The organism is Streptomyces shinuiensis (genome assembly GCF_043660855.1).
GTDB lineage: Bacteria > Actinomycetota > Actinomycetes > Streptomycetales > Streptomycetaceae > Streptomyces.
Genome location: NZ_JBIHML010000001.1, coordinates 4437480 through 4463726, shown reverse-complemented (window position 1 = coordinate 4463726; position 26247 = coordinate 4437480). Strand labels below are relative to the sequence as shown.

The window sequence follows — 26247 nt, the reverse complement described above, 5'->3', positions numbered from 1 at the left end:
TTGTGTGCGCCGAAGATTCAAAGGCCACCAACACAAAGGGGAGTGCCGGACGTGTCCGCTGTCGCACCCGACGGTAGGAAGCTGCTGCGCCTGGAGGTCCGGAACAGCCAGACCCCCATCGAGCGCAAGCCCGAGTGGATCAAGACCCGGGCGAAGATGGGCCCCGAGTACAACGCACTGCAGTCCCTGGTCAAGCGCGAGGGCCTGCACACGGTGTGCCAGGAGGCCGGCTGTCCCAACATCTTCGAGTGCTGGGAGGACCGCGAGGCCACCTTCCTCATCGGAGGCGAGCAGTGCACCCGGCGCTGCGACTTCTGCCAGATCGACACCGGCAGGCCCGCCGAGTTCGACCGCGACGAGCCGCGCCGCGTGGCGGAGTCCGTCCAGCAGATGGAGCTGCGCTACGCCACGGTCACCGGCGTCGCGCGCGACGACCTGCCCGACGGCGGCGCCTGGCTGTACGCCGAGACCGTCCGCCAGATCCACGCCCTGATGCCGGACACCGGCGTCGAGCTGCTGATCCCGGACTTCAACGCGGTGCCCGAGCAGCTCGCCGAGGTCTTCTCCTCTCGCCCGGAGGTGCTGGCGCACAACGTCGAGACGGTCCCGCGGATCTTCAAGCGCATCCGTCCCGCCTTCCGCTACGAGCGGTCGCTGGAGGTGATCACCCGGGCCCGCGAGGAGGGGCTGGTCACCAAGTCCAACCTGATCCTGGGGATGGGCGAGACCCGTGAGGAGGTCAGCCGGGCCCTGCGCGACCTGCACGAGGCCGGCTGCGAGCTGATCACCATCACCCAGTACCTGCGTCCCTCGCCGCGGCACCACCCGGTGGAGCGCTGGGTGAAGCCGCAGGAGTTCGTGGAGCTGAAGGACGAGGCGGACGAGATCGGCTTCGCCGGTGTCATGTCCGGCCCGCTGGTCCGCTCCTCCTACCGCGCCGGGCGCCTGTACCGGCAGGCGGTCGAGCGCCGGGGCGCCACCGCGGCCTGACGCCCGGCGGCGGTCCCGGAGGCCGCCGCCGGGCGCGGGCACGGGCACGGTGGGAGGCCGCGGCGGTCCCGGAGGCCGCGGCGACCCGGTGCGGGCGGGCGACGTAGACTTCGCTGTATGGCGAGGAAGGAAACATCCGAGAATCCGGGGCGGCTCAAGCAGATCGCCCTGACGTACAAGATGACGCGGCGCGTCGACAAGTCGATCGGCTTCGTCCTCGCGGGCGTGGGGCTCGTCACCTTCGGTGTTCTCCTCGCGATCGGCTTCTGGGTCGGCCACCCCGTCTACCTGGGCATCCTGGGCTTCCTGCTGGCTTTCCTCGCGATGGCGATCGTCTTCGGCCGCCGGGCCGAGCGGGCGGCGTTCAGCCAGATGGAGGGCCAGCCGGGTGCGGCGGCCGCCGTCCTGGACAACATCGGCCGCGGCTGGACGGTCACCCCGGCCGTCGCCATGAACCGGCAGCAGGACGTCGTCCACCGGGCCGTGGGCAAGGCGGGCATCGTGCTGGTCGGCGAGGGGAACCCGAACCGGGTGCGTTCCCTGATCGCCTCCGAGAAGAAGCGCATGGCGCGCATCGTCAGCGGCGTCCCGGTCCACGACGTGGTCGTGGGCACCGGCGAGGGCCAGACGGAGCTGAAGAAGCTCCGCTCCAAACTGCTGAAGTTCCCCCGGGTGCTCCAGGGGCCCCAGGTCACGGAGACCAACGACCGGCTGCGGGCCATGGGCGATCTGATGAACAACCTGCCGATGCCCAAGGGGCCGATGCCCCGCGGCATGCGGATGCCGAAGGGCCCGACCCGCCGCTGAGGCGCCCACGTGCCCGGCGGACAGGGCGGAACGGACATCGGGGAGGCCCGGAACTCTTCAAGTTCCGGGCCTCCCCGATGTCCGTTCCACGTCCGCTGCGCGGGCTCAGATCCGTACCTGCACGGCGCCGGAGAGCCGGTCGTGCAGGCCGCGCGAGTCGCGGTCCCACACGAGCGCCGGCACGGCGAGCACCAGCAGCCCCGTGCGCGCCACGGCGCGGGGCAGGGTGAGCCGCCCGCCGCCCGCGGAGACCACCCGCAGGCCCAGCAGCCGCTTGCCCGGCGTGAAGCCGACCGTGCCGACGGTGAGGACGCCGAGCACCGCGAAGACCAGCAGGGCCCAGTTGCCCGCCGATCGCAGGTCGCCGCCCGTGAGCAGACCGTATGCGATCAGCACGCACAGGCCCCAGTCGATGAAGATCGCGCCGAACCGGCGTCCCAGCGGGGCGATCGATCCCGGTCCGTCCTGGGGCAGCCCCAGCCGTTCGCCCCGGTAGCCGAAGTCCGCGCCCATCTGCTCGGCCGCGGCCCTGGGGCCGGAGAGCCAGGATCCGATTGCTTGCCTGTTGTCCACCCGTCAACGGTAACGCGCGGCGTTCCCGGGTACCCGGCCGGGCCGCGGGGGGCGTACACGGCCGCGAGGGCGGTACCGGGGACTGCGCCGAGGACGGTGCCGGAGGCGGCTGTCCGCACACTCGTCCGGTTAACATCACCGAAACAAATGGGTCATGCTTGAGAAATCCCGCAAATCTAAGGTCGGGCGACAGCAGGACATCGCACTGGACTGCCACTCGAGCTGCCACCCCGTCCCCTCGCGGCGGGACTAGGAGGACTTGGATGTTCCAGAACGCCGACGAGGCAAAGAAGTACATCGCGGACAACGACGTGAAGTTCGTCGACATCCGCTTCTGCGACCTGCCGGGCATCATGCAGCACTTCACGATCCCGGCCTCGACGTTCGACCCGTCCGAGATGCAGGCCTTCGACGGGTCCTCGATCCGCGGCTTCCAGGCGATCCACGAGTCCGACATGGCGCTGCTGCCGGACCTGTCCACCGCCCGTCTGGACCCGTTCCGCCGCGACAAGACGCTCAACATCAACTTCTTCATCCACGACCCGATCACCGGCGAGCAGTACAGCCGGGACCCGCGCAACGTGGCGAAGAAGGCCGAGGCCTACCTCGCCTCCTCCGGCATCGCGGACACCGCCTTCTTCGGGCCCGAGGCCGAGTTCTACGTCTTCGACAGCGTCCGCTTCCAGACCAGCGCGAACGAGTCCTTCTACCACATCGACTCCGAGGCCGGCGCCTGGAACACCGGCGCGCTGGAGGACAACCGCGGCTACAAGGTCCGCTACAAGGGCGGCTACTTCCCGACCCCGCCGGTGGACCACTTCGCCGACCTGCGCGCCGAGATGTCGCTGGAGCTGGAGCGGGTGGGCCTGAAGGTCGAGCGCCAGCACCACGAGGTCGGCACCGCCGGCCAGGCGGAGATCAACTACAGGTTCAACACGCTGCTCGCGGCCGCGGACGACCTGATGCTGTTCAAGTACATCATCAAGAACGTCGCCTGGCGCAACGGCAAGACCGCCACCTTCATGCCGAAGCCGATCTTCGGTGACAACGGCTCGGGCATGCACGTCCACCAGTCGCTGTGGTCCGGCGGCGAGCCGCTGTTCTACGACGAGCAGGGCTACGCGGGCCTGTCGGAAACCGCCCGCTACTACATCGGCGGCATCCTCAGGCACGCCCCGTCGCTGCTGGCCTTCACCAACCCGACGGTGAACTCCTACCACCGCCTGGTGCCCGGCTTCGAGGCCCCGGTGAACCTGGTGTACTCGCAGCGCAACCGCTCCGCCGCGATGCGCATCCCGATCACCGGCTCCAACCCCAAGGCCAAGCGCGTGGAGTTCCGCGCCCCCGACCCGTCCTCCAACCCGTACCTGGCCTTCTCGGCCCTGCTGCTGGCCGGTCTGGACGGCGTCAAGAACAAGATCGAGCCGGCCGAGCCGATCGACAAGGACCTCTACGAGCTGGCTCCGGAGGAGCACGCGAACGTCGCGCAGGTGCCGACCTCCCTGCCGGCCGTCCTGGAGGCCCTGGAGGAGGACAACGAGTACCTGCAGGCCGGCGGCGTCTTCACCGCCGACCTGATCGAGACCTGGATCGACTACAAGCGCACCAACGAGATCGCCCCGATCCAGCTCCGCCCGCACCCGCACGAGTTCGAGATGTACTTCGACCTCTGATCGACCGATGCCGCTGCCCCCTGCCCGGCCCGCGGGAAGACAGGCCGGGCAGGGGGCAGCGGCATCCGGCCCGGGGCCGGGCGAAGATCGCGTCGGCGGCAGCGCCGTCCCGTACGTCCGCGCGGGACGGGAAGCGGGTCGGCTCCGCCCGGACGTGCGGCTGGTTCCGGTGGGTCCGTGCCCCGCCCGGCTCGGTCCGCCAGCCGGTGAACTCGTCGGTCCGGTACGTCCGCCGGTCCTGTCCCCTGCCTCCGCAGCAGCACCCGCCGCCCCGGGGAGCACAGCCCGCGGGCGTCGGTGGCGTCCGCGAGCTGTGCTCCCCGGGGCGGTCACGTCCGGGTCCGGTCCCCATGGTGCCCGTTCCCCGGTCGCGGTGCCGGGAGGCCGGGCCCGTCATGCCGGCTCCGGGCGGGTGAAGGCGAGGACGACGTTGTGCCCGCCGAAGGCGAACGAGTTGGACAGCACGGCGGCGACAGCGGCCTCACGCGGCCGTCGGCCGATGAGGTCGAGGTCCAGCCCGGGGTCTGGCACGTCCAGGTTGGCCGTGGGCGGCAGGATGCCGTTGGCGACGGCCTGCACACTGACGACGGCCTCGATCGCGCCCGCCGCGCCCAGGGTGTGACCGGTCATCGACTTGGTGGCCGAGACCGGTATCCGCGTGGCGGCCGGTCCCAGTGCGATCCCCAGGGCGCGGGCCTCCGATGCGTCGTTGAAGGGGGTGCCCGTGCCGTGCGCGTTGACGTAGGAGATGTCCTCGGGCGTGAGCCCGGCCGAGCGCAGGGCCCGGGTCACCGCCCGCGCGGCGGCGGCGCCGTCCGGACGGGGTGCGACGATGTGGTGGGCGTCGCCGGAGCGCCCGTAGCCGCGGAACTCCGCCAGGGGCACGGCCCCGCGCGCCGCCGCGTGCCCCGCCTCCTCCAGGATCAGGACGGCCGCGCCCTCGCCGAGCACGAAGCCGTCGCGGTCGGCACTGAACGGGCGGCTGGCCCGCTCCGGTTCGCCGTTCCTCCCGGACAGCGCCCCCGTCCGGGCGAACCCGCTGACGATCACGGGGGTGACCGGCGCCTCCGCGCCGCCGGCCAGCACCACGTCGGCCTCGCCCGAGACGATCATCTGGTGGGCCGCCACCAGCGCGTCGGCGCCGCCGGCGCAGGCGGTCACGGACGTGGTGCACGGCCCGGTGAGGCCGTACCGGATAGAGATCCACGCCGCAGCGCTGTTGGCCATGGACATGGGGACGGAGCGTGCCGGTACCGCCCCGGGGCCGCACTCGGTAAAGGCACGGTGACTGTTCTCGACGCTCTCCGCACCGCCGCAGCCGGTGCCCAGGGACACGGCGATCCGGTCGCGGTCCTCCGCCTCCAGGTCCAGGCCGCTGTCCTCCAGGGCCAGCCTCGCCGCCGCGTCCGCGAGATGGGCGAACCGGTCGGTGGAGACCGCGTCCCGCCGGGACGGTGCCAGGTGCTCCGGCAGGTCCACCTCGGCCGCTATCCGCACCGGGAGGCCCGCCGGGTCGAAGCGTCTGACGGTCCGTACGGCGCTGAGCCCGTCGAGCAGGTTCCGGTGGAACTCCCTGGCTCCGACCCCCGCCGATGTCACCGGCCCCAGACCGGTGACGACGACGCGGCGGGCGGTCACGCCGGGCTCCTGTCGGAGATGCTGCGGGACTCGATGAACGCGACGACGTCGCCGAGGGTCGCCAGGGAACCGATCGCGTCGTCGTCCAGCTGCACGCCGGCCTCTCCCTCCAGGATGGTGACCAGCTCGACCATGTCCAGCGAGTCCAGCTCCAAGTCCTCCTTGAACCGGGCGGTGTCGGTGATCTCCCCGGGTTCCAGGCCGAGCCGCTCCACCATGTAGCCGATGATCTTCTGCCTGGGGTCGTCGATGCTCATCTCGTCTCTCTTCCTGCCGGGCCCGTGCCGGCGCGTGGGCCCGTACGTGGATTCGGTGTGTGGACTCGGCGTGCGAGGGGGGTGGTGGGCCGGGTGCGGGGACGGGCCCGCCTCCGGGTGCGACAGCGGTGTGCCGTCAGACCTCGGGCGGCAGCCAGGCCTCCAGGTCGGAGTGGAGCGCCAGGTCGCGGCAGACGGCCTCCACGCCGGTGACGAAGCGGTCCGCCTCGGCGGTGGTCAGGACGAGCGGCGGCTGGATCCGCATGACCCGGTTGCGGTTCGCCGTGACGAAGGTGAGGATGCGGTGGTCGCGGGCCAGACCGCCGACGAAGCGCAGGCACATCAGGTCGCCCATCGTGGACTCCAGGGCGGAGCCTGCCCGGGACAGGGCGGAGCGCAGGTCCTCGGGCAGCCAGTCGGCGAGGGTGTGCAGGTCGCCGGGGAGCCGGGTGAGCAGCTCGTCCGCCATCGACCTGACCGCGCCGGAGAAGTCGCCGTCGAACTCGATGGCCGTCATGAGCCCGATTCCGCGCACCTCCCTGACGAACCGGTACGGCTCACACGTCTTGCGCAGCGCCCGGCGCAGGTACTCGCCGACCTCGCGCGCGCGCCGCGGCAGGTCCTCGTCGGCCAGGACGTCCAGGGTGGCCAGACCGGCCGCCGCGGCGAAGTTGCCGCCGCCGAAGGTCGAGGAGTGCAGCATCGAGCGGTCGGTGCTGCCGTACGCGGCGTCCCACAGATCGCCCCCGCACAGCGTCGCCGCGATGGGGACCAGGCCGCCGGAGAGCGATTTGGCCAAGCACAGTACGTCCGGGTCCAGGCCGTCGTGGTCGGCGGCGAAGAGGGCGCCGGTGCGACCGAGACCGGTCTGTATCTCGTCCAGGACGAACGCCGCCCCGGCACGGCGGCACAGCTCGCGTGCCTGCTTCAGATAGCCCTCGGGGGGCAGGACCACGCCGCCCTCGCCCTGCACGGGCTCGACGATGAACGCCGCGGCCCCGTCGATCACCGCCCGGAGCGCGTCCAGGTCGCCGTAGGGGACGGAGACGGTGTCGGGCAGCAGCGGCTCGAACGGCGTCCGGTGCCGGGCCCGGCCGGTCACCGACAGCGCGCCGAGCGTCTTGCCGTGGTAGCTGTTGTCGGTGTGGACCAGCCGGGTGCGCCCGGTGCCGGCCCGGGCGACCTTGAGCGCCGCCTCCACCGCCTCCGTGCCGGAGTTGCTGAAGAAGACGCGCTCCGGCCGCCCGGGCGCCACCGAGCTGAGGCGCTCGGCCAGTTCGGCGGTGTGCAGGGGCATGGAGACGTACTGGACGAAGGTGGGCGTGCCCCGGTCCAGGAAGTGCCGCAGCCGCTCGGTGACCGCCGGATGGTTGTGGCCGAGGTTGAGGCAGCCGTAGCCTGCGACGAAATCCAGGTACTCGGTTCCGTCGGTGGTGGTCAGCGTGCACCCGGCGCCGTGCGTGAACACCCGGTCCATGCCGTGCGCCTCGAACAGCCGGGCCATCGGCGGGTTCACACGGTTGCGGAAGTGCCGCCTGGTGGCCTGGGCGGTGTCCTCGCCCTCCGCGGAGGCGGCGGCACCGGGCCGCGGTGCGGCCGACGGAGCGTCCGTACGCCGGAAGTACCGGGCGAGCCTGAGGATCTCCTCGTCCGCCACCGGCCTGCCGAAGGAGGCGAGCGGGACGGGGGCGAAGCCGTGCCGGACCGCCAGCGCGCCGATGGCGCGCACCCGCCCCAGATCCAGCTCACGGCCCAGGGAGAACGACTCGGCGCGCCCCTCCAGGGCCAGCACCACCGTCTCGGCCAGGCAGCCGTTGAGCTGCTGCGTCGGGCTGGGCAGGGAGCCGCCCCCGACGGTGACGCCGTCGCCCGCGCTGACCAGCCCGCCGTCGACGACCAGCACGTCGTGGCCGTCGCGCGGCCGTGCGGCGACATCGCGGGGCAGTGCCACATCGACCACCACGGAGCCGGGTCTGAGCCGCTCGGGGTCCACCAGCCCGCCGGCGGAGGACGCGCAGACGAACAGCCGGGTCTCCTCCGAGCACTGCCCGATGTCGTCGACGAGCCGCACCCGGTCGTGGTGGGCCGCGTCCAGGTGCCGCAGCAGTGCATGCGGCGACCGGCTGCCGCGGCGGCACACCAGATCGAGCGGGAAGCCGTCCTCCAGCAGGAGTTTCGCCACGGCCAGGCCGATCGAACCGGGGTACCCCACCACCGCGACCCGGGTCCGCTCCGGCGCCAGGCCGAGGAGCCGGACGACGTGCAGCAGTTCCCGGTGCGCGGCGTAAACGGTCAGGGAGTTGCCGCTGGTGACCGGGACGCCCACCTCACGGGCCGTCCACAGGCCGCGGTCGCCGACGATGGAGGTGGCGCCGCCGAGCCCCACCAGCCGCGCCCCGCGGTCGCGCAGCCCGGCCGCCTCGGCGGCCACCATGCTCCTGGCCGTGGCGGGGCGGCGCAGCATCTGGTCGGCGGTGTACGGCAGGTAGCGCACCTCGCCGGAGCAACGCGCCCCGGTGGCCGAGGTGACCGTCTCGAACAGCGGGACCGGGAGGCTGTAGCGCGTCCCCGGCGGGCGCGGGGCGTCGCGGTGCTCGTCCAGCAGACGGGAGAACAGGTCGAGCCCGCGTATCTGGTTGCGGTGCCCAGGGCTGATCGGGTGGGCGAGGAAGCCGAACGCCGTCGTGGAACCGGTGTCCTGGGAACGGCCGGCGGGACCCGGTGTGTCGGGGGACAAGGAAACGCCTCCGTGGGAGAGGGCCGTTCCGGTCCGTGGCGCGTGCCCGGCGGGGTCCGGCCCGTGGATCGGAACGGGCGGATCTGCGATCTGTCAGGCTCCGGAGGAGCCGTAGCGGTTTCTCGCGGCCCGGATCATCGACGAGGTCAGGTCGGACAGTTCATCGCGCTGCCAGCCGTGCGAGGACAGCAGGCTCAGGCCGTCCCCCTCGTTGTTGTGGGACAGCGGCACCGAGCAGATGTTGACGGTGGCCGGCTGCCGCAGCCAGTCGCGCAGGCCGGAGCGGGCCGGATCGGTGAGGTGCCGGTGGTGGACGGTCAGCGGCCCGAAGGACCGGGACCACTCGTCGTCGAGCAGGCTCACGATTTGGTTCTGGCGGCTCATCTCCGCGTCCGAGCGGCCCTCGTGGTAGGTGCGGATGACCGAGTGCCCGCCGTCGACCAGCCGGAAGACCGTGACGTTGCGCCGCAACCGGTGCCCGTGGAGGCACACCTGCTGGACGAGCGCGGGCACGATGTCCGGCACCAGCGCTGCGGCGCCGTCGCCGACGAAGGCGAGCACGTTGTCGTCGCGGGTGAGCGCGAGGGCGGGAACGGCCTGGAGGGCGTCGCCCATCAGCGCGCGGCCGTACCAGCCGGAGAAGCCCGGCCCCGTCCTGGGCAGGTTGCGGATGGCGGACAGGCCGCCGCGGCCCACGTCGTACACACCGGTGTAGGTGTAGCCCTCGGTGGTGATGAGGTCGTCGAGCACCTGCCTGACCTGCCGGAAGAAGTAGTTGGCGCTCATCGGCAGCACCGGCAGTTCGTGCACCGCGTCGGAGGGGCTCTCCCGGGCGGCGGCGATGGCCTCGGTCCGGTCCGCGAGGACTCCCGGGTCCACTTCCAGCCGCTCGCGCAGGGCACGCAGGAAGGCACGGGCGTCGGCGAGCACGGGGTGGTCGGTGAAGGGGGCGAGATGCCCGGGTTCCCGGGTGACCTGGGCGACGCGCAGGGAACGCTGCAGGACGCGGGGCGAGAAGGGGGTGGCGGCCTCGGCCAGGCGGCTCTTGAGGAAAAGCAGGCACTGCTCGGAGCGGGGGCGCAGCCGGCCCCTGCGGTGCAGGTAGGAGTGGACGCGCCAGGAGAAGCCGTACAGCCCCAGGGTTCCCAGGTACTCCTTCACCACGTGCCCGTCACGGTACCGGGAGACGTTGCCGGGCCGGGTCAGCGAGTCGGCCAGGGCGATGCCCGCCCGCCGGGCGACGTCGTGCACCAGGTCCGCCTCCTCTCCGTCCAGCCGGCCGACCTGCCACAGCAGCCGGGCGGGGCCGTGGTTGACGATGTCCGCGACCGGGGCGAGCTGGTCCTCGCGAACCTGGAGCGAGGCGGTCCGCGGGCGGTCGTGCCCGGCGCCGGACACCGGGAGGACCGGCGCGGGGCCTTCGGCCCGGAGGACGGCGGGGGTGGCGAGGAGGACGACGGGGCCGCGGCCCTCGTGGTACGCCGCGTACGCCTTGCCGAGATCCGCGGGCAGCCGCTCCGGGTCGTCCAGGTACACGTGGGGGATGCCCCGGGCGGAGAGCACCGCGCGCGAGTCCTCAGCGCCGTGGACGGTCCCCTGGAAGGGGTACCAGGCGGAGGACGGGGAGTCGGCACAGACGATGAAGCCGCGTGCGCGGGCATCCCTGAGGTTGGCCAGGGTGCCGCGGAACTCGTCGACCATGCCGCTGGTCACAACGATGAGGAACGGGGCCTCGTCCAGTTGCCAGCGGGCCAGCGCTCCGCAGGCGAGGCTGTGTTCGCTCGGTCCGCGCAGCACGGGGTTGCCGGACCTCTCGGCCATGCGGTCGAGGTCCTCGATGACGCCGGAGACGACCGAGCCGGTGTAGTAGTGCAGGCCCCAGGCGGATCCCGCCCGTTCGGTGAGGAAGTCGTGCAGGGCGTCCGCCAGGGCCGTGGAGCGGCCGCGGGAGGCGACCTTGGCCGCGGAGTCGTTGAGCCACCGCTGCACGTGGTCGCCGAGGAGGCGGACCACGTCGGCGGCGAGGGTGTGCGGGTCGGCCGGCAGGTGCCGCAGCGGGTAGGGCCGTGCCACCCGGACACTCTCCCCGGTGTCCTCGGTGTAGACGGCGGCGTGGCGTGCGCCCATGCCGGTGCCCAGGTGCCCGGGCAGTTCCGCGGCCAGTTCGCCCAGGGCCTCGGCGACGGACGTCTCGAACGGTGCGGTGCTCAGGCCCGCACCGGCCGCGTCGACCAGGACCAGGGGCACGGGTTCGGTGCCGGCGGCGGGCGGCAGCCCGCCCACCGCGCGGGCCGCCTGGGCCGGGGTGTCGGCGGCGACCAGGCACAGTTCGGCCGTGGGCAGGGCGCCGTCGAGGAGACGGCGCGCCTTGCTCAGAACCTGTGCGTACGAGGGCGGCCGGGAGGCGCGCGGGGGGCCGGGCTCCGGGTGGGGCGCACGGGCGTGGGGACCGGTCAGTGGGCGCCGCGATCCCTCGGTGAGGTCGGTGAGCGCGCTGAGCACGGCGTTGTGGAAGGAGGTTCGTTTGCCGATGGACAGGATGAGGAAGCGGTGGGAGGAACTGGCCGTTGCTGCAGTGCTCATGTTCGGAACTCCGTTCGGCCTTTCAGCGCATGAGGCGGTGCTCCTCAGACCGCATGGGGGACGGCAGAGGGGGAGTGGGGCTCTTCCTCCGGGCATGGACCGCAGTGGCCGCACAGGGGGACGACGGCGCTCCCCGGGTGGTGTGCCGGGCCCGTCCTTCCGTCCGGCGGGACGCGTCAGCGCGTGCCGGAGAGGGAGGTACGCGGGGAGCGGCCTCCACCGTGACGACGGGGGCTGGAAATCGGTCTGCCGTCGCGGGAGACCGGGGGTGCGTCAGGCGCGGACGCGCGTGAGGTACGGGATCGGCTCCCGCCTGCTCCCCGGAGCTCGGGCGTCGCGGTGGATCCGGAACACGGGGCTGCGTGCGGCGAAACGCCCTGCATCGCCCTGAACGCGCGAGAAAGCCCTTGTATCAGGCAATCGTATCCCCCCGTCGGCCAACGACGGCGAGTCGTACACACGTTCGCCCCGCCGTGATGACGTATGGCCCGATTGTCTTGGCGGAGGACGGCCACCCCCGGCCACGGACACACCCGCAGGGCCGGACCTCTCCGTCCTGTGGAGAGGCGACCCCCCTCACCCCCGCGGTACGCGAGGCCGAGCGCATGGCGGGTGGCTGGATGTATCTTTACTCTAGTCTCACACTCCAGTCAAGCTGGATCCACCGCGGCCGCGGGCCCGCCCAGATGCCGGTCGGGTGCGGTTCAGGTCTCCTCCGAACCCGTTCCGTGTCCGGTCCGGGCGCCGGCCCGGGCCCGGTCACGCATCGCGCAGACCGGCCTTCTCATGCAGCTTCCGCATCGGCCTCGGAGCCCACCAGTTGACGTGTCCGAGCAGTTTCATGCCGGCGGGCACGAGGATGCCGCGCACCAGGGTGGCGTCCACGATCACCGCGAGGGCCAGCCCCGCGCCCAGGAGTTTGAGCAGACTCAGCTGCGAGGTCGCGAGCGCGGCCAGGACCGTGGCGACGACCAGGGCGGCGGCCGTGATCAGCCTGCCGGTGTGGTCGATCCCGAAGACCACCGCGCGGGTGTTGTCCCCGGTGGCCAGGTACTCCTCGCGGATGCGGGAGAGCAGGAACACGCTGTAGTCCATGGACAGGCCGAACGCTACGCAGAACATCAGCAGCGGCACGGTCACCTCGAGTTGCCCGGTGTGGACGAAGTCGCCCACGAGCCACTTGAGATGGCCGTCCTGGAAGATGTGGACCATCGCGCCGAAGGAGGCCGTGAGGCTGAGTACGTTGAGCACAAGGGCCTTCAAGGGGACCACCAGGCTGCCCGAGAAAAGGAAGAGAAGGACGAACATGCTCAGCGCGATCACCGCGCCGGCCCAGGGGATGCGTTCGCCGAGCGAGGACTTGGTGTCCACCAGGGCCGCGGCCTGCCCGCCGACCAGCGCGGGTGACGGCGTGTCCACCGCGCGCACGGCCCGGACGTGCTCCTCGCCCTCCGCCGAGTTGGGGCCGGCGGAGGAGACCACCGACAGCCAGGTCCCGCCGCCGTCCGCGTAGGCGGCGGAGGCCGGCCCGGGAGGCGCGACGAGCCGGCCCCCGGCCCAGCTCCCGGCCGCACCGTCCACCCGGGCGGTGCCCTCGGCCCGTGAGAGGTCGCGGGCGTACCGCTCCAGGTCCTCGCGCCGGTCGACGGGGTCCAGGCCCGGCAGGACGACCGTCACCGGGGAGGTGGATGCGTCGGCGAAGTCCTCGCGGATGGTGTCGGAGGCGACCTGGGCGCTGCTGCCCTCCGGGAGGATCCGGTCGTCGGTGAGGCCGAACCTGGCATGGCCGAAGGGCAGCGCGAGGAGAATCAGGAGCACGGCCACGGCCCCGCCGGCCAGCACCGGCCGGCGCATCACCCCGCTCACCAGCCAGTGCCAGAAGCCGGCGCCGTCGCGCCGGGGGCCCGGCAGCCGGCGGCGCAGGCCCGCGAAGACGTCGAGCCGGTCGATCCGCCGGCCGATCAGCGCGAGCGCCGCGGGCAGGATCACCAGGGACGCCGCCGCCGCGAGGACCACCACCGCGATTCCGGCGTATGCCAGGGACTGCAGGAAGTACACGGGGAAGACCAACATCGCGGCGAGCGAGAGCGCCACGGTGAGCGCGGAGAACAGCACCGTTCGCCCGGCGGTGCGCATGCTCTCGGCGATCGCCCCGTGCACGTCCAGGCCCCGGCCCAGTTCCTCCCGGTAGCGGGTGACGATGAAGAGGCTGTAGTCGACGGCGAGACCGAAGCCCAGGGCCGTGGTGATGTTCATCGCGAAGAGCGACACGTCGGTGAACTCCGCCATCAGGCGCAGCGCGGCGAGGGTGCCCACGACCGACACGACGCCCACCAGCATCGGCAGGGACGCGGCCACCAGGGAGCCGAAGGCGGCCAGCAGGATGAGCAGCGTCAGCGGCGCCGCGAGGAGTTCGGCACGGGTGAGGTCCTCCTGGCTCTGCTTCTCCAGCAGGTCGTTGACCGGGGCCTCGCCGGTGGCGGTCACGGTGAACGGCCCCTGCTCGCCGGTGACCTCCGGCACCAGGTCCTGCGCCGCCCCGGTGGCCTCGTCCTCGTCACCGGCGAGCTTGACCAGCACCAGGGCGGACCGTCCGTCCCCCGAGCGCATTGAGGGGTCCTGGGCGGTCCAGAACGACTCCGCGAACACCACGGAGGAGGAGCCGCGGACGCGCTCGGTGAACTTCCGGCCCGCCTCGGCCAGTTCCGGCCGGTCCACGGGAGCGTCGGCTTCGAGGAGCAGGACCATGTTGGGGGACCCGGCCCCGAAGTGTTCGGCGAGCACCCTCTCGGCGCGGGCGGACTCGGAGTCCTCGGGCGTGTAGCCGCCACTGGAGAGGTGCTCGGCGACCCCGCCTCCGAACAGGGCGGCGGCCACGGAGAAGGCCGCGACCAGCAGGAAGACCGGCACCCTGCGCCGGGCCAGCGACCGGGCGAGGGCCGCGAGCCGGCTGCGCTGCGGTGATGTCGACGGTCTCCCGGTGTCGTGACCGGACTGCTCCTGCGTCGAGAGAGCCACGGGAATCCCCCCAGATGCTTTCCGCACGGGCACGTCACCGCTCCCGCCGCGATCGGACGCACCGGGTGTCGGGCCACCCGGCGCCGTGGATGTTCCTACGGGGCGGCCCGACCCCGGTGGGCACCGCGCGGCCGGCTCCCCCCGCGGCCTCACTCCTGCCCGACGAGGTGGTGGCACAGGGAGGAGTGGACCCAGGCGGCCCACTGCTGCGGCGTCCAGCCCCGCTCGGTGACCAGCAGGTGGTAGATCTCGGGACCCAGCAGGCTGTAGCTGATGTCCACGGCGCGGTCGAAGGTGAGGGACCGGGGCAGCGGGCTCTTCTCCGCCAGGGCCTTCACCAGGTGCTTCTGGACCTCCATGCGCTGCCGCTTGTTGCGCTCCCACAGCGGGGCGACGTCCTCGTTCGACGCCGCCGCGTTGCGCAGCACCTCCAGCAGTTCGCCGACCCGCTCGTAGATCTCGCGGGCGCCCGCCACCTGGCGGCACAGCTGGGTTTCGGAGTCCTCGGCGGCCACGGCGTCCAGCACCCACCGGCGTTCCAGCGTCGGGACCGGCTCGTCGTCCCCGGCGACGCGGACATCGACGAGTTCCTTGAGGATCGTCTGCTTGTTCCCGAAACTGAAGTAGATGGTCTGGACCGCGACCTTGGCCTCCCGGGCGATGGAGTCGATCGTCGTCCCGTCGTAGCCGTGAGCGGTGAAGAGCCGAAGTGCCGCTTCCAGCATGCGCCTCCTCGTCTCCTGGGCCCGCTGCTGCCTGATGCCGGGCTTGGCCTTCACCTTGGCACCGTCCGTTCCATTCATTGGAGCTAGTATCTAGAGTGATACTACACGCAACTTTTCGGACCGGTGCAGGGGGACGCGCATGACCACGCAGCCGAGACCGCGGGCGGGCGACCGGGCCCCGGAGGTGCCCGGAGGGCTGGTGCCCCTGCTCACGACGGGTATGGGACTGGCGATGTTCGTGCTCTTCGCGCTCGGCTCGCTGGGGCCCTCGCTCCTTCACGAGCTCGGCATCTCGCGCTCCCAGTTCGGCGCCCTGACGGCGCTGGCCTTCGGCACCGCCTCCGTACTGTCGCTCTACACCGGCCACGTCACCGACCTCCTGGGAGGCCGGTGGACCCTGGTTGCGCTCCTGATCACCGTGGCGGCGGCCTTCACGGTCCTCGCGCTGGGGGGCGCCTACGTCTGGCTGCTCCTCGCCCTGCTGCTCGCGGGAGCCGCGCAGGCGTTCGCCAACCCGGCGACGAACCGGCTGATTGCCGCCCATCTGGCGCCCGAACGGCGGGCCGCGGCCGTGGGCGTCAAGCAGTCGGGCGTCCAGATCGGGGCGTTCGCCGCAGGCCTGCTGCTGCCCTCGCTGGCGTCGGCGCTCTCCTGGCGCGCGGCTCTGGCCCTGGTGGTCCCGGTGGCGCTGGCCGCCGCACTCCTGGCCCTGCGGCTCCCGGCCGACCGTCCGCGGGCCGGGCGGCGTACGGGCGGGCTGCTTCCCAAGGCGCCCAACGCCGCCGCCCGCTGGCTCATCGTCTACTCACTCGGCGTCGGCGCGGGTCTGGCGTCCCTCAACACCTACCTCCCGCTCTACGCGCACGAGGAGCTCGGCATGGGGGAGCGGGCGTCCGGCGCGCTCATCGCGACGCTCGGCGCGGCGGGCATCGTGGCCCGCGTGCTGTGGACCCGCGTCAGCGGGAGGTTCACCGACATCTCCGTCCCCCTGCTGGCCCTGGCGGGAACCGCCGCGTGCTTCGTGGTCCTGATGCTGGCCGCCGGCGCGCTGACGCCGCTGGTGTGGATCGGGGCCATCGGCCTGGGCGGGTCGGCGGTGGCGGCCAACGCGGTCTCGATGGTCGCCGTGGTACGCGGCCCGGGGTTCGGCGCCACCGGGCACGCCTCGGCCCTGGTGTCGATGGGCTTCTTCGGCGGCTTCGTCGTCGGGCCGCTGGCTTTCGGGCTGCTGGCGGACGGCACGGGCGGCTACGGCGCCGGCTGGACCATGGTCGGTGCCGCCTTCCTCGCATCCGTCCTGTGCGGGGCTCGGATGCGCAGGGTGGTGCGCTCATGAGGGAGTACGCCGTGCCCACCGGTGAGGCGGCGGGGCGACGCGGCGCCCCGGGCGCGTCCGGCTCCCACGACGTGCCCGGCGCACTCTTCCGGGCCGCCGGCGGACGCCACCTGCCGTACGCGGGCGTCATCGGGCCCCGGGTCGCCGGGCACCTCCGCGGTGGTGCCCGGCGCCGTGCTGACGGCCGCACGGACCCCGGAGGTCTCCGGCGAGGACCGGCCGCCGGCGCCATCGTCGTCGTCGAGGGCGCTGGGCGCTCCCCGAGCGGCGGACTCGCCGCGGCGGCGTCGGCCCCCGGCCCACGGCATCGGCGCCGTGCTGCCGCCCAACCGCTACCGCCGGCCGAACGCCGACCTGACGGTCCGCCCCGAACGGCCGCCCGCCGGCGGGCGGTTCGCGCCGCGGGCCCGCACCCGTCCCGGAACCGGCGGCGGGGCACGGCGGAGACGGTACCGCCGGACTCGGACGGGCCCTTCGGCTCGGCGGCCCAGACCCTGCTGACCGACGAGGAGTGACGAGATGACAGCAGCGTTCGACGCGCCGCCGGCCTCCGCTTTCCCCGGCGCCGGAACCGCCGCGGAACTGCTGGTCCGGCGTGCCCGTGCCACCGCCGAGGAGGCCGGTGACCGCTTCCCCCTGTACGCCGACCCGGCCACCGGCCGCTGGACGACCAGCCGCCGGGGGTCGTGGACCGGTGGCTTCTGGGCGGGCCTGCTGTGGCTGACGGCCGCCCGCTCCGGCTCCCCGGACGACCGCGAGCGCGCGGCGGCGTGCACCGCCCGGCTACGGCCCAGGGCACGGGACGACACCGACGCCCGGGCCATGATCTTCTGGTACGGCGCCGCGGCCGGCCACCGGCTGTGCGGAGACGAAGGCGCCGCGCGGGCCGCCCTGGAGGGAGCGGCGGCACTGGCCGCCTCCCGGCGTCCCCTCGGCGCACGCGGTGGGTTCGTCCCGGCGGGCACCGCCCTGGGACGCGGTTCGCGAGGGGCGTCGACGCTCAGCGTGGACGCGGCGGCCGCCGTGACCGCCCTGCTGACGTGGGCCGGACGGACCGAGGGCCGCCCGGACTGGAGGATGCTCGCGCGGCAGCACGCCACCGCGGTCGCCGAGCACTGCCTGGACGGCGACGGCGCGGTACGCCCGATCGCCGTGCCCGGGGACGGCGCCGCCGACCTGCCCGGCGCCGGCCGCTGGTCCCGCGGGCAGGCCTGGGGGATGCTCGCCCTCGCCACCGCGGCGGACACCGGGGCGTCCGGCTCCGGAGGTGCCGCGGCGGCGGGGGACCTCGCCGCCGCGGCGAGCCGCACCGCCGACTGGTGGCTGGACCGTACGGCCGGGAGCGTACCGCCGTGGAGCCACGAGGATCCGGACGGCCCGCGGGACACCTCCGCGGCGGCCATCGCGGCCGAGGCCATGCTGGTGCTGGCCGGGGCCCTGGGAGGGCCGCGGGGCGGGACCTACCGCGACGCGGCCGTGGAACTCCTGCACGAGCTGGTTGAACGCCACCTCACGCGGCCGGGCGCGGACACCGGCGCGCCGCCGGCCGGAATGCTGCTGGACGGCTGCTACGACATGGCCTCCGGTACAGCGGTGGCGCACGAACTGGTCTGGGGTGACCACTTCCTCCTCTCGGCGCTCCTGCGCCTGGAGGACGGCTGAGCCGCGGGAGCCGCCCGCCGCGGAGGGGGACCGGGGCGGGCGGCCGTACCGGAGTGCGCCGGGGCGGGTCAGAACACCTCCACCGCTGTGTCGGAACCCGCCGCGTAGCGCTTGAGGAGCCGCTTGGCCACGGTGTGGGCGTGCAGCTCGTCCGGACCGTCGTAGATGCGGGTCGCCCGGGCCCGGCGGAACATCCGGCTCAGCGGTGTGTCGTCGGTCAGCCCCTCCGCGCCGTACACCTGCACCGCCCGGTCCAGCACCTGGCACAGGGCGCGCGAGGCCAGCACCTTGGCGGTGGCGACCTCCGCGTACGCCTGCCGGCCGGCGTCCACCGCCGCGGCGGCGCGCAGCACCTGCGACCGCGCCGACTGGATCTCGGTGTAGGAGTCGAAGACGTGCTGCTGCATCAGCTGCTTGGCCGCCAGCTTCTCCCCGAACGCCGTCCGCCCGTGCAGCCGGCGGCACATCAGGTCGAAGGCACGCCGGGCCTGCCCGAGCCACTGGACCGCACGCAGTGTGCGGCCCAGGTCGAGCCGCTCGCCGGCCACGGCGAAACCGCCGCCGCGGGTGCCGATCATGTTCTCGCCGGGTACCCGCACACCGTTGAAACGGACCTCGCGATGGGCGCCGCCGGTGCCCAGCACGGGCAGTTCGCGGACGATCTCGAAGCCGGGGGCGTCCGTGGGGACGACGAACATGGTGAAGGCCCGCCCGTTGGGCATGCCCAGCGGCTCGGTCCGGCACATGGCGGTGATGAAGTCCGCGTCCGCCGCACGGCAGAACCACTTGCCGCCGCGGATCGTCCAGCTCCCTTCCCGCGGCTCGGCCCTGGTCGTCATCAGGGAGGGGTCCGAGCCGGAACGCCCGGGTTCGGACATCCCGTAGCACGGCACCACCTCGCCCGCGACGAGTCCGGGCAGGTAGTGGTCGCGCACGGCCCCGCTCGCATGGCGGTGCAGCATCAGGGCGTCCAGGAGGTGCTCGGATCCCATGACGGCGGGACCGTACTCGGACTCGCCCTCGGCCTCCCCGATGTGCACGAACTCGCCGAGGGAGAGCCCGCGCCCACCGAGTTCCCGGGGGTGGGGCAGGGCCCACAGGCCGTTGGCGCGGGCCTTGTCCCGCAGCGCGCGCAGCGTCTCGCGCGCCGCCTCGCCACCGGAGGCGAGCACGGGCTCGGCGGGGATCACCTCGCCGCGTACGAAGCCCCGGACCCGGTCCCGCAGGTCCCGCACGGTCTCCGGGGGCGAGAAGGGGTCATGGGCGACGGCAGGTCCCCGCGTGTCGTTCTCCACTGGAGCGTTCATCTCGAATTCCGTCCTTCGGGCCGCCCGCCCGGCGCGTGCGCGTCGGCGGAGTGGTTGGGAGGGGAGCCGGTCCCGCGCCCCTCGCCGGGGCTCGGCGGGGGCTCGGCGGGGGCTCGGGCCCGGCGGGTTTCACCGGGTGAGGGACGAGGGGGTCACCGAAGCGCGCAGGGCGTGCTTGTCGATCTTCCCGGCCGGGCTGATCGGCAGCTCGTCGATGACCTTCAGCAGTTCGGGCAGCTTGGCCCGCTCGAGGCCGTGGTTCTCGAACAGGTGGCGCCGCAGCTCCTCCAGGTCCACTACCGCCCGGTCCGGCCGGGGCACCACCCACACGCAGACCCGCTCGCCCAGCCGCTGGTCCGGAACTCCCAGGCAGACTGCGTGCTTGACCGCGGGGTGGGTGTTCACCAGCGCCTCGACCTCGGCCGGGCTGATGTTGAAGCCGGCGCGGATGATGATCTCCTTCTTCCGGCCGACGATGTTCAGCCGTCCGTCGCCGTCGATCCGGCCCAGGTCACCGGTGCGGACCCAGCCCTCCTCCGTGCGGTACCGCGCGTCCAGCTCGGGGGCGTTGACGTAGCACAGCGGGCTCATGGGGCCGCGCGACCAGACCTCGCCGACCTCGCCGTGCGGCGCCTCCCCGCCGTCCTCCCCGGTGATGCGGATGGCCGTCACCTTCGGGTTGGGACGTCCGGCCGTGGTCTGCACGGTGGCCAGGTCGTCCTCGATCTGGGTGTGGCAGTTGACGCCGTCCGCGGACCCGTAGAGGTTGACGAAGGCGCAGCCGAAGGCGCGTACGCACTCCTCCACGGTCTGCGGGTCCACCCCCGCGCCGCCGCACACCAGAGCGGTCAGGGAGGAGGTGTCGACCCGGTCCGCGGCGTCGGGGCGCAGCCGTGGGTCCTCCAGCATCTCCTGGAACATCGTCGGCACGCCCATGATGTGCGTGGGTCTGTGCTCCCCGATCAGCCGTACGGCCTCGGAGGCGTCGAACCGGGGCATCAGCACCAGGGTGCCGCCGAGGACCGCCACGGTGACCGAGGTCCCCGTGGAGCCGAACGAGGAGGCCAGCGGGACCATGAACATGATCCTCGGCGGGTCGTCCCCGCGGACCAGCGACCGCATGAACGCCCCCCGGCCGCCGGCCAGCGCGTTGTGCGAGTAGGCGACCATCTTCGGTTCCGCCTCCGAGCCGGAGGAGACCAGGATGCGCGCGGCCGAGTCCGGGTCGGGCTCCACCACGGGCTCCAGCGGCTCGGGCGGGCCGGCCAGCAGGGCGTCGAGGGAGCGCGTGCCGGGCAGCGGTTCGCCCAGTACGAACACCTGGCGCAGTTCGGGGAGCTCGGGGGTCAGTTCGCGCAGCAGCTCGCCGTAGTCCGTCCCGCCGATCCGGCGGGTGATCACCGCGGTCGTCGCGCCGGAACGGCGGAGCATGGCGAGGGTGTCCTGGCGCCGGCGGCCGACGGGGTAGGGCAGGCAGACCGCCCCGAGGGCGGCGACGGCGAGGTCGACGGCACAGGCGAGGCGCCCGTTGGCCAGGTTCACCGCCACCACGTCCCCGGGCCGGACGCCGGCGTCGGCGAACGCCCGGGCCAGGCCGAGCGCCGTGCGCCGCAGTCCGGCGTAGGTGACGGTGCCCTGGTGGTCCAGGACGGCGGGCGCGTCCGGCCGGCGTGCCGCGTGCTCCTCGAAGAGGGCGAACAGTGACCTGTCCGGGTAGAGACCCTCCTGCGCCCAGCCCTTGCGCAGGGAGACGGGCACCAGGTCGTGGAAGACGGTGGTCATGCTTCGAACCTCCAGGGAGCGGTGACGAGTACGCACTCGTCACGGGTGAGGGCGTGACGGGTTGCCGGCGAACGGTCCAGCAGCCGCGGATCGGTGACCACGCCCGCCGAGGAGACCCCGGCGTCGGCCAGCACCCCGGCCCATTCGGAGGCGGGCCGGTGCGTGAACCGGGCAGCCAGCTGGGCGCGCAGGACGGACTCGGGTGCCGAGGGCTCCAGACCGAACAGCCGGCACAGCCGCCCGACCGCGGTGTGGGAGCGGGCCGAGAGGGCCAGCCATCCCCGGGACGTCTCCCACGGTCCGTCGAGCACGGGCGGGGGGGCCGTGCCGCAGCCGTGGGCGAAACGGTTCTGAGGGTGTTCGAGCGCCGGGTACTGCAGAACGGTCGACGCGGACAGCAGAGAGGTGTCGACGCGCAGCCCCCGGCCGGTGCGCTCCCGTCGCAGGAGCCCGGCCAGCAGGCCCTCGGCTGCGACCAGGCCGCCCAGCACGTCGGTGATCGTCATCAGCGAGGGCCGGGGGGAGCCGTCGACCGCCATCATGTCGGCGAGGCCTGAGTACGCCTGGGTCATGAAGTCGGTGCCCAGGGGCGGATTCTCACCCAGGGCGTCGCCCCAGCCGGAGGAGTAGGCGTACACCAGGCGGGGGTTGACAGCCAGCAGGTCCCCGGAGTCCAGCCCGAACACGGCGGCCTTCCCCGGGGCCCAGTTGTGGAGGAAGGCGTCGGCTTCCCGGGCCAGTTCGAGCACCGCGGCGCGGCCCTGGGGTGACTTCAGGTCAACGTGCACGACCTCCTTGCCCTTGTTCAGGGCGACGAAGCGCGCCGAGCAGTCACCGGCCATCGGGGGCATGCCTCGCAGCGGGTCGCCGTCCAGCGGCTCGATCCGCACGACGCGGGCGCCCAGCAGGCTCAGTACGTGCGCGGCCATCGGAGCCTGGATGCGCCGTCCGGCCTCCACCACGGTCAGTCCCCGCAGCGGCGCGTCCGGCGCGGGAGGCACGACGGCGCCGGGAGCGGGCCCGGCCGGGGCGCCGGGGCGCGGGCCGGTCCCGGTGAACCTCCACGGCGGTACCGCCCTCCCGTCCACGAGCGCGTCGCGGTCACCGCGGCGCTCGTCGAGCGTGCGCACCCGGCACACGCTCATGCCGGCCCTGTCGGCGGTCTCGGTGAGGTCGGCGAAGTCCCTGGTTCCGACGGCGGCCGAGAGCGAGGGGGGCAGGGGGCAGACGGCCTTGGGGTAGCGCAGAACGAAGGGTTGCCAGGCGCGGCGGATGTCTTCCCGGGGCACTTCCAGTTCGGTCCAGAACGTCTTCCAGGGCGCCGGGTCCAGTGCCTCGATCTCGAACCACACTCCGTCCCGGCTGCGGAAGGGCGGCCCTGCCTCGGGTGAGTCCTCCGGCAGGACCTCGTCCTCGTCCGCGGTGGCCGCCGCCAGGTACTGCGAGACCGTCAGCAGCGCCGCGTGGGTCACGGAGGTGCCGGTCCGGGAGACGGCGGTGCCCCGCTCCCCGGCGATGAGCGAGGCCAGCACGCCGTGGACGGCCAGGACCCCGGCGCAGGCCGACGCGTAGTCGACCGGGAGGCGGGTGGGGGCGCCGCGGCGCCTGCCGTGGACGGACATCATCCCGGTGACGGCCTGTACGGCGGTCTCGTCGGCGACATCCTGCCCGTCCCGGCAGGACCAGTCGATGCGGCAGGTGAGGACGGGATCCGCGGCGCCGGGCGGTGTGATGTGCAGCGTCCCGCCGCCGGCCTCCTCATCCGGGTGTCTCCGCAGGGAGGCACCCAGACAGGACAGATGGCGCAGGGCCACGTCGGCGGCCGGTATGCGGCCGGTGTACAGGGCCGTGTATCCCGCCAGGGGACCGGAGTCGTCCCGGACGTGGCACTCCGCCTCCGGCGCGGACGGGTCGGGGGACTCCACGGTGGGTGTGGCAGTGGTACGCAAGGTGTTCTCCTCCGGGGTGCTCCGCCTGCCCGCGGGTACACGGGCAGGCCAGGGGGACCGGCCCCCGGGGGCCAGGGACCGGGGGTGAGGGCACGGCCGGGCGCGACGGCACGTCAGCCGTCACCGGGCGGCCGGTGTGGACGGATCCGGCGAGGTCGGCGAGAGCGGTGGATGTCTTGAGGGCGCCGGAAGGAGAGCTCGGCACCGCGGTGCCGGGCTCTCCTTCCGGCGGGAGAGGTGTCGGTGCCGCGGGCCCGCAGGGGCGTGCGGGAGGCTCAGGGAACGTGGTGCCCGGTATCAGGGGAGGGACGCGGACACGGAGGCCGTGCCCGGGGCGGGCAGGCCCGGCGGCTCCGGTGAGCCGTCCGTGCTCAGCCCGACCCGGCGACCGGAGCGCGGCAGCGAGCGTGGTCCCGGCCCGCCCGGGATCCGCACCCGGACGTCGGGTGCGGGCCGCCCGGCGTCCGGCGGGAGGCCCGGCTCACCGTCGGCCGGGCCGGGTTCCCGGACGGTCCGGGGCAGCGGCCGCCCGTCGGCGCCGGACTCGGCACGGAGCCGGGCGGCCGGCATCCGGGAGAAGCGCGGACACGCCGGGCCCGGGATGCGGGGTCCGCCGTTCGGCACGACGGTGCGCGGACCGGTGCCGGGGGCGCGCCCGGCGCACTCGGCGCCCACCGGTGCTGCCCGTGGCCGGACGGGGCGACGACGTCCCTGTCGCGCGCGAGGTACCGGACGGCCCGCCGGTGTGCGTGCGTGCCGTTCGGACCGTGCCGGTGGAGGGTGCCGCCGCTCGGGAAGGCCCACCGCATCGCACGGACGCGGGTGTGTTCCCGGGGCGGGACGCGGACAGCGACCCCGCGCGGTGGCCGGCCGACACGGCGGGTGCGGGACGCGGTGGCAAAGACCCGCGCGTCATGGGCAGGGGGCCGCGCCTGTGCGGGTTTCCCGGCGCGGGAGTCCGCCGTGTCGTGTTCCCACGCCGCCAGGTCCGCCTCGTCGGCCGGGCAGCGCTCGGGGACCTCTCGGAGGAGGGGCGAGGACCGGTAGCCGTGGCGTAAGGCCGTGGTCAGCCGTGCCGCCTGGCGCTCGGTGCGGCCGGTGCGCGGCCCTGTGGTCCCGTCCGGCCGGTCGAGGGCCTCCGGGCGGCCGTCCCCGGGCGGATGCGCCTCCCCGGTGGGCGCGGTGACCAGGATCGCGGTGGCCGCGTGGGCCACCCCCTCCGGCGGAAGACCGGCCGGCACGGCCACGCGGCCCCGGCGGACCTCACCGACGCGGACATGCGCCGTTCCGTCGGCCGGCCGCCGCGACACGGCGGCTGCGGTGATCGTCCGGACGACCCGGTGACGAGGCCTCCTGCACGGCGCCGGAGGGGCGTCGCTTACCGGCGAACAGTCCTCGGACGCGTCCGGTTCGTGGACGGCGCCGCCTTCCCACCTCATAAGACTCCCCCGCTGCGCTCGAGACGCCGTTCAAGGCAGACAGTGACGCGCGTAGCGTGACAGTTCACGCGGACGTGCGCCCATCGTGCCCAGGTCTCTTGTGAGAATGTTTATATGTTTAATCTAGCGTTCGACTCTAGTCAAGGATAGTCCCCGAAAGGCCCGCGACCTGGCGAAACACCACACAGCCTTCTCGCTGTAGTCCTCATATAGAGTCAGGCTCTAGTTTGAGAATGACATCTATGAGAGGAGCCAGGTCATGGCGAGTGCGCTGAAGGGGAAGAGGGCTGCCCTCTTACTGCTCACCTCCGTGGAACTCGTGGTGTTCCTGGACGTTTCGATCGTCAACGTGGCACTGCCGGCCATGGGGGCCGCCCTCGGCCTGACGGTCGTGGGCCTGGCCTGGGTGGGCACCGCCTACCAGGTGACCTTCGGCGGTTTCCAGCTGGGCGCCGGCCGGGCGACGGACGTACTGGGGCGGCGGCGGCTTTTCCGCGCGGGGCTGGCCGTCTTCACACTCGGCTCCCTGTTCGCCGGACTCGCGGCCGAGCCCTGGATGCTGATCACGGCACGGGCGCTCCAGGGTGTCGGAGCGGCGATCCTCGTCCCCGCCGAACTGTCCCTGCTGACTGTGATGTTCACCGAACCCGCCGCGCACCGGAGGGCGTTCGGCTGGTGGAGCGCCATGGGAGCGGTGGGAGCCGCCGGCGGGGTGGTGCTCGGCGGCCTCATCGTCGAGCTGCTGAGCTGGCCCTGGATCTTCCTGATCAACGTGCCGATCGGGCTGGCCGGACTACTGCTGAGCGGACGGCTGCTGCCGCCGGACGCGGCACCCCCCGCGGCACGGGTGCGTGAGCGGCTCGACCTGCCCGGCATCACCACGGGTACCGCGTCCCTCCTGCTGCTGGTGTACGTGGTCACCGTCGCGGCCGAGGGCGAAGTGGACGCGTACACCGGCCTGCTTGCGCTGGCGGGACTGGCGCTCGGTGCCGCCTTCGTCGTGGTGGAGCTGCACTCGGCCGATCCGCTGCTGCCCTTCCGGTTCTTCAGGAACGCCGACATCACCGGCGCCACGCTGGCGAGCCTGATCGTCGGCGCGGCGCACGTGCCGGCCTTCGTCTTCCTGGCCCTGTACTTCCAGGAGGTTCAGGAGTACTCGGCCCTGGAGAGCGGGCTGGCCGTCCTGCCCGTCGCCATCGTCAACCTGGTGGTGTCCCGCACCGTCGTCCCGCCGCTGCTGGCGAACTGGGGGCCGCGCGTGGTGCTGGCGCTGGGCATGGCGTTCCTGGCCGCCGGACTGGCGCTGATGAGCCGCCTCCCGGTCGGCCTCGACTTCGTGACGGACTACCTGCCCGCCGCGATCGTCTTCGCCGCCGGCCTGCCCGCGGTGTTCGTCGGCTCGACGGTACCGGCGGTGAAGGCGGTGGCGGAGCACGAGACCGGCGTCATCTCCGCCGTCGTCAACACCGCGCAGCGCATCGGCGCGGGCCTGGGCGTCGCCGTCCTGGCCGCTCTGGCCGGAGCCCGTACCGAGTCCGTCGGCGGCCCCGAGGACACCGCGGCGCTCAATGAGGGGTACCAGCTCACCTTCCTGGGGGCCGCCCTGCTCGCCACGGTGGGTGTGGCCATCGGCCTGTGGCTGGTCCGGCGCGGCCGCCGCCCGCACACGGAGCGTGCGGGCGGGGCGGGCGACCGCCCGATGAAGCCCGCGGACGCGTGACTCCCGGACCCGCACGCCCGACCCGCCGACCGCTCCCGGCGGCCGCCGGCT

Annotated in this window: 16 protein-coding genes; 6 read left to right on the top strand and 10 right to left on the bottom strand. The window is 73.3% G+C overall.

Annotated features, from left to right (window positions below; all coding sequences use genetic code 11):
* Window positions 1-51 precede the first annotated feature (51 nt).
* A complete protein-coding gene (lipA, locus tag ACGRHY_RS20195; protein ID WP_394636728.1) occupies window positions 52-990 on the top strand; it encodes a lipoyl synthase in 939 nt (312 codons plus the stop codon).
* 117 nt (window positions 991-1107) lie between these two features.
* Entirely contained in the window at window positions 1108-1797 is a 690-nt protein-coding gene (locus ACGRHY_RS20190; RefSeq protein WP_394636727.1) for a DUF4191 domain-containing protein, read from the top strand.
* Between the two features lie 105 nt (window positions 1798-1902).
* Here ACGRHY_RS20190 and ACGRHY_RS20185 read toward each other — a convergent pair whose 3' ends face one another.
* The gene (locus ACGRHY_RS20185) at window positions 1903-2370 is read right to left on the bottom strand and encodes an RDD family protein (RefSeq protein ID WP_394636726.1); all 468 of its coding nucleotides are present in this window, start codon (window positions 2368-2370) and stop codon (window positions 1903-1905) included.
* Window positions 2371-2633: 263 nt separating this feature from the next.
* Between ACGRHY_RS20185 and glnA the strand changes: the two genes are divergently transcribed.
* On the top strand, window positions 2634-4043 hold the full coding sequence (glnA, locus tag ACGRHY_RS20180) for a type I glutamate--ammonia ligase (protein ID WP_394636725.1): 1410 nt from the start codon (window positions 2634-2636) through the stop codon (window positions 4041-4043).
* Window positions 4044-4436: 393 nt separating this feature from the next.
* On the opposite strand, the gene ACGRHY_RS20175 is transcribed toward glnA, so the two are convergent.
* From ACGRHY_RS20175 to ACGRHY_RS20150, 6 genes are all read right to left on the bottom strand, one after another.
* Window positions 4437-5681, bottom strand: coding sequence for a beta-ketoacyl-[acyl-carrier-protein] synthase family protein (locus ACGRHY_RS20175; RefSeq protein WP_394636724.1), 1245 nt, complete (start codon window positions 5679-5681; stop codon window positions 4437-4439).
* Window positions 5678-5938 carry an acyl carrier protein gene (locus ACGRHY_RS20170; RefSeq protein WP_394636723.1) on the bottom strand — a complete coding sequence of 87 codons (261 nt, stop codon included), beginning with the start codon at window positions 5936-5938 and terminating at the stop codon, window positions 5678-5680. The genes ACGRHY_RS20175 and ACGRHY_RS20170 overlap by 4 nt, the downstream gene beginning before the upstream one ends.
* A 136-nt stretch (window positions 5939-6074) precedes the next feature.
* Window positions 6075-8675, bottom strand: coding sequence for a prodigiosin MAP biosynthesis aminotransferase PigE (pigE, locus tag ACGRHY_RS20165; protein WP_394636722.1), 2601 nt, complete (start codon window positions 8673-8675; stop codon window positions 6075-6077).
* A 93-nt stretch (window positions 8676-8768) separates the two neighbouring features.
* Entirely contained in the window at window positions 8769-11258 is a 2490-nt protein-coding gene (locus tag ACGRHY_RS20160; protein WP_394636721.1) for a hypothetical protein, read from the bottom strand.
* A 759-nt stretch (window positions 11259-12017) separates the two neighbouring features.
* Window positions 12018-14276 (bottom strand): MMPL family transporter, encoded by a 2259-nt coding sequence (locus ACGRHY_RS20155; RefSeq protein ID WP_394636720.1) that lies wholly within the window; start codon window positions 14274-14276, stop codon window positions 12018-12020.
* Between the two features lie 149 nt (window positions 14277-14425).
* Entirely contained in the window at window positions 14426-15079 is a 654-nt protein-coding gene (locus ACGRHY_RS20150; RefSeq protein ID WP_394636719.1) for a TetR/AcrR family transcriptional regulator, read from the bottom strand.
* Between the two features lie 61 nt (window positions 15080-15140).
* Between ACGRHY_RS20150 and ACGRHY_RS20145 the strand changes: the two genes are divergently transcribed.
* Window positions 15141-16337, top strand: coding sequence for an MFS transporter (locus ACGRHY_RS20145; protein WP_394636718.1), 1197 nt, complete (start codon window positions 15141-15143; stop codon window positions 16335-16337).
* A 519-nt stretch (window positions 16338-16856) separates the two neighbouring features.
* Window positions 16857-17999, top strand: coding sequence for a sugar ABC transporter permease (locus ACGRHY_RS20140; protein ID WP_394636717.1), 1143 nt, complete (start codon window positions 16857-16859; stop codon window positions 17997-17999).
* A gap of 68 nt (window positions 18000-18067) precedes the next feature.
* Here the strand turns inward: ACGRHY_RS20140 and ACGRHY_RS20135 are convergent, their stop codons facing one another.
* The 3 genes from ACGRHY_RS20135 to ACGRHY_RS20125 all read right to left on the bottom strand — a co-directional run bounded on the left by ACGRHY_RS20135 (window position 18068) and on the right by ACGRHY_RS20125 (window position 23037).
* Window positions 18068-19306, bottom strand: a complete 1239-nt coding sequence (locus tag ACGRHY_RS20135; protein WP_394636716.1) for an acyl-CoA dehydrogenase family protein — start codon at window positions 19304-19306, stop codon at window positions 18068-18070.
* Window positions 19307-19435: 129 nt separating this feature from the next.
* Window positions 19436-21088 carry a class I adenylate-forming enzyme family protein gene (locus tag ACGRHY_RS20130; protein WP_394636715.1) on the bottom strand — a complete coding sequence of 551 codons (1653 nt, stop codon included), beginning with the start codon at window positions 21086-21088 and terminating at the stop codon, window positions 19436-19438.
* Window positions 21085-23037: a CoA transferase gene (locus tag ACGRHY_RS20125; RefSeq protein ID WP_394636714.1), complete on the bottom strand. Its 1953-nt coding sequence runs from the start codon at window positions 23035-23037 to the stop codon at window positions 21085-21087. Before ACGRHY_RS20125 ends, ACGRHY_RS20130 begins: the two co-directional genes overlap by 4 nt.
* A 1698-nt stretch (window positions 23038-24735) precedes the next feature.
* Here ACGRHY_RS20125 and ACGRHY_RS20120 point away from each other — a divergent pair.
* Window positions 24736-26196, top strand: coding sequence for an MFS transporter (locus tag ACGRHY_RS20120; protein ID WP_394636713.1), 1461 nt, complete (start codon window positions 24736-24738; stop codon window positions 26194-26196).
* Window positions 26197-26247 lie beyond the last annotated feature (51 nt).

Coding starts and splice junctions, on each gene's coding strand:
- ACGRHY_RS20140 (WP_394636717.1), top strand. CDS start 16,857: ATGACAGCAGCGTTCGACGCGCCGCCGGCCTCCGCTTTCCCCGGCGCC.
- ACGRHY_RS20130 (WP_394636715.1), bottom strand. CDS start 21,088: ATGACCACCGTCTTCCACGACCTGGTGCCCGTCTCCCTGCGCAAGGGC.
- ACGRHY_RS20160 (WP_394636721.1), bottom strand. CDS start 11,258: ATGAGCACTGCAGCAACGGCCAGTTCCTCCCACCGCTTCCTCATCCTG.
- ACGRHY_RS20190 (WP_394636727.1), top strand. CDS start 1,108: ATGGCGAGGAAGGAAACATCCGAGAATCCGGGGCGGCTCAAGCAGATC.
- glnA (WP_394636725.1), top strand. CDS start 2,634: ATGTTCCAGAACGCCGACGAGGCAAAGAAGTACATCGCGGACAACGAC.
- ACGRHY_RS20135 (WP_394636716.1), bottom strand. CDS start 19,306: ATGAACGCTCCAGTGGAGAACGACACGCGGGGACCTGCCGTCGCCCAT.
- ACGRHY_RS20145 (WP_394636718.1), top strand. CDS start 15,141: ATGACCACGCAGCCGAGACCGCGGGCGGGCGACCGGGCCCCGGAGGTG.
- ACGRHY_RS20170 (WP_394636723.1), bottom strand. CDS start 5,938: ATGAGCATCGACGACCCCAGGCAGAAGATCATCGGCTACATGGTGGAG.
- ACGRHY_RS20150 (WP_394636719.1), bottom strand. CDS start 15,079: ATGAATGGAACGGACGGTGCCAAGGTGAAGGCCAAGCCCGGCATCAGG.
- ACGRHY_RS20120 (WP_394636713.1), top strand. CDS start 24,736: ATGGCGAGTGCGCTGAAGGGGAAGAGGGCTGCCCTCTTACTGCTCACC.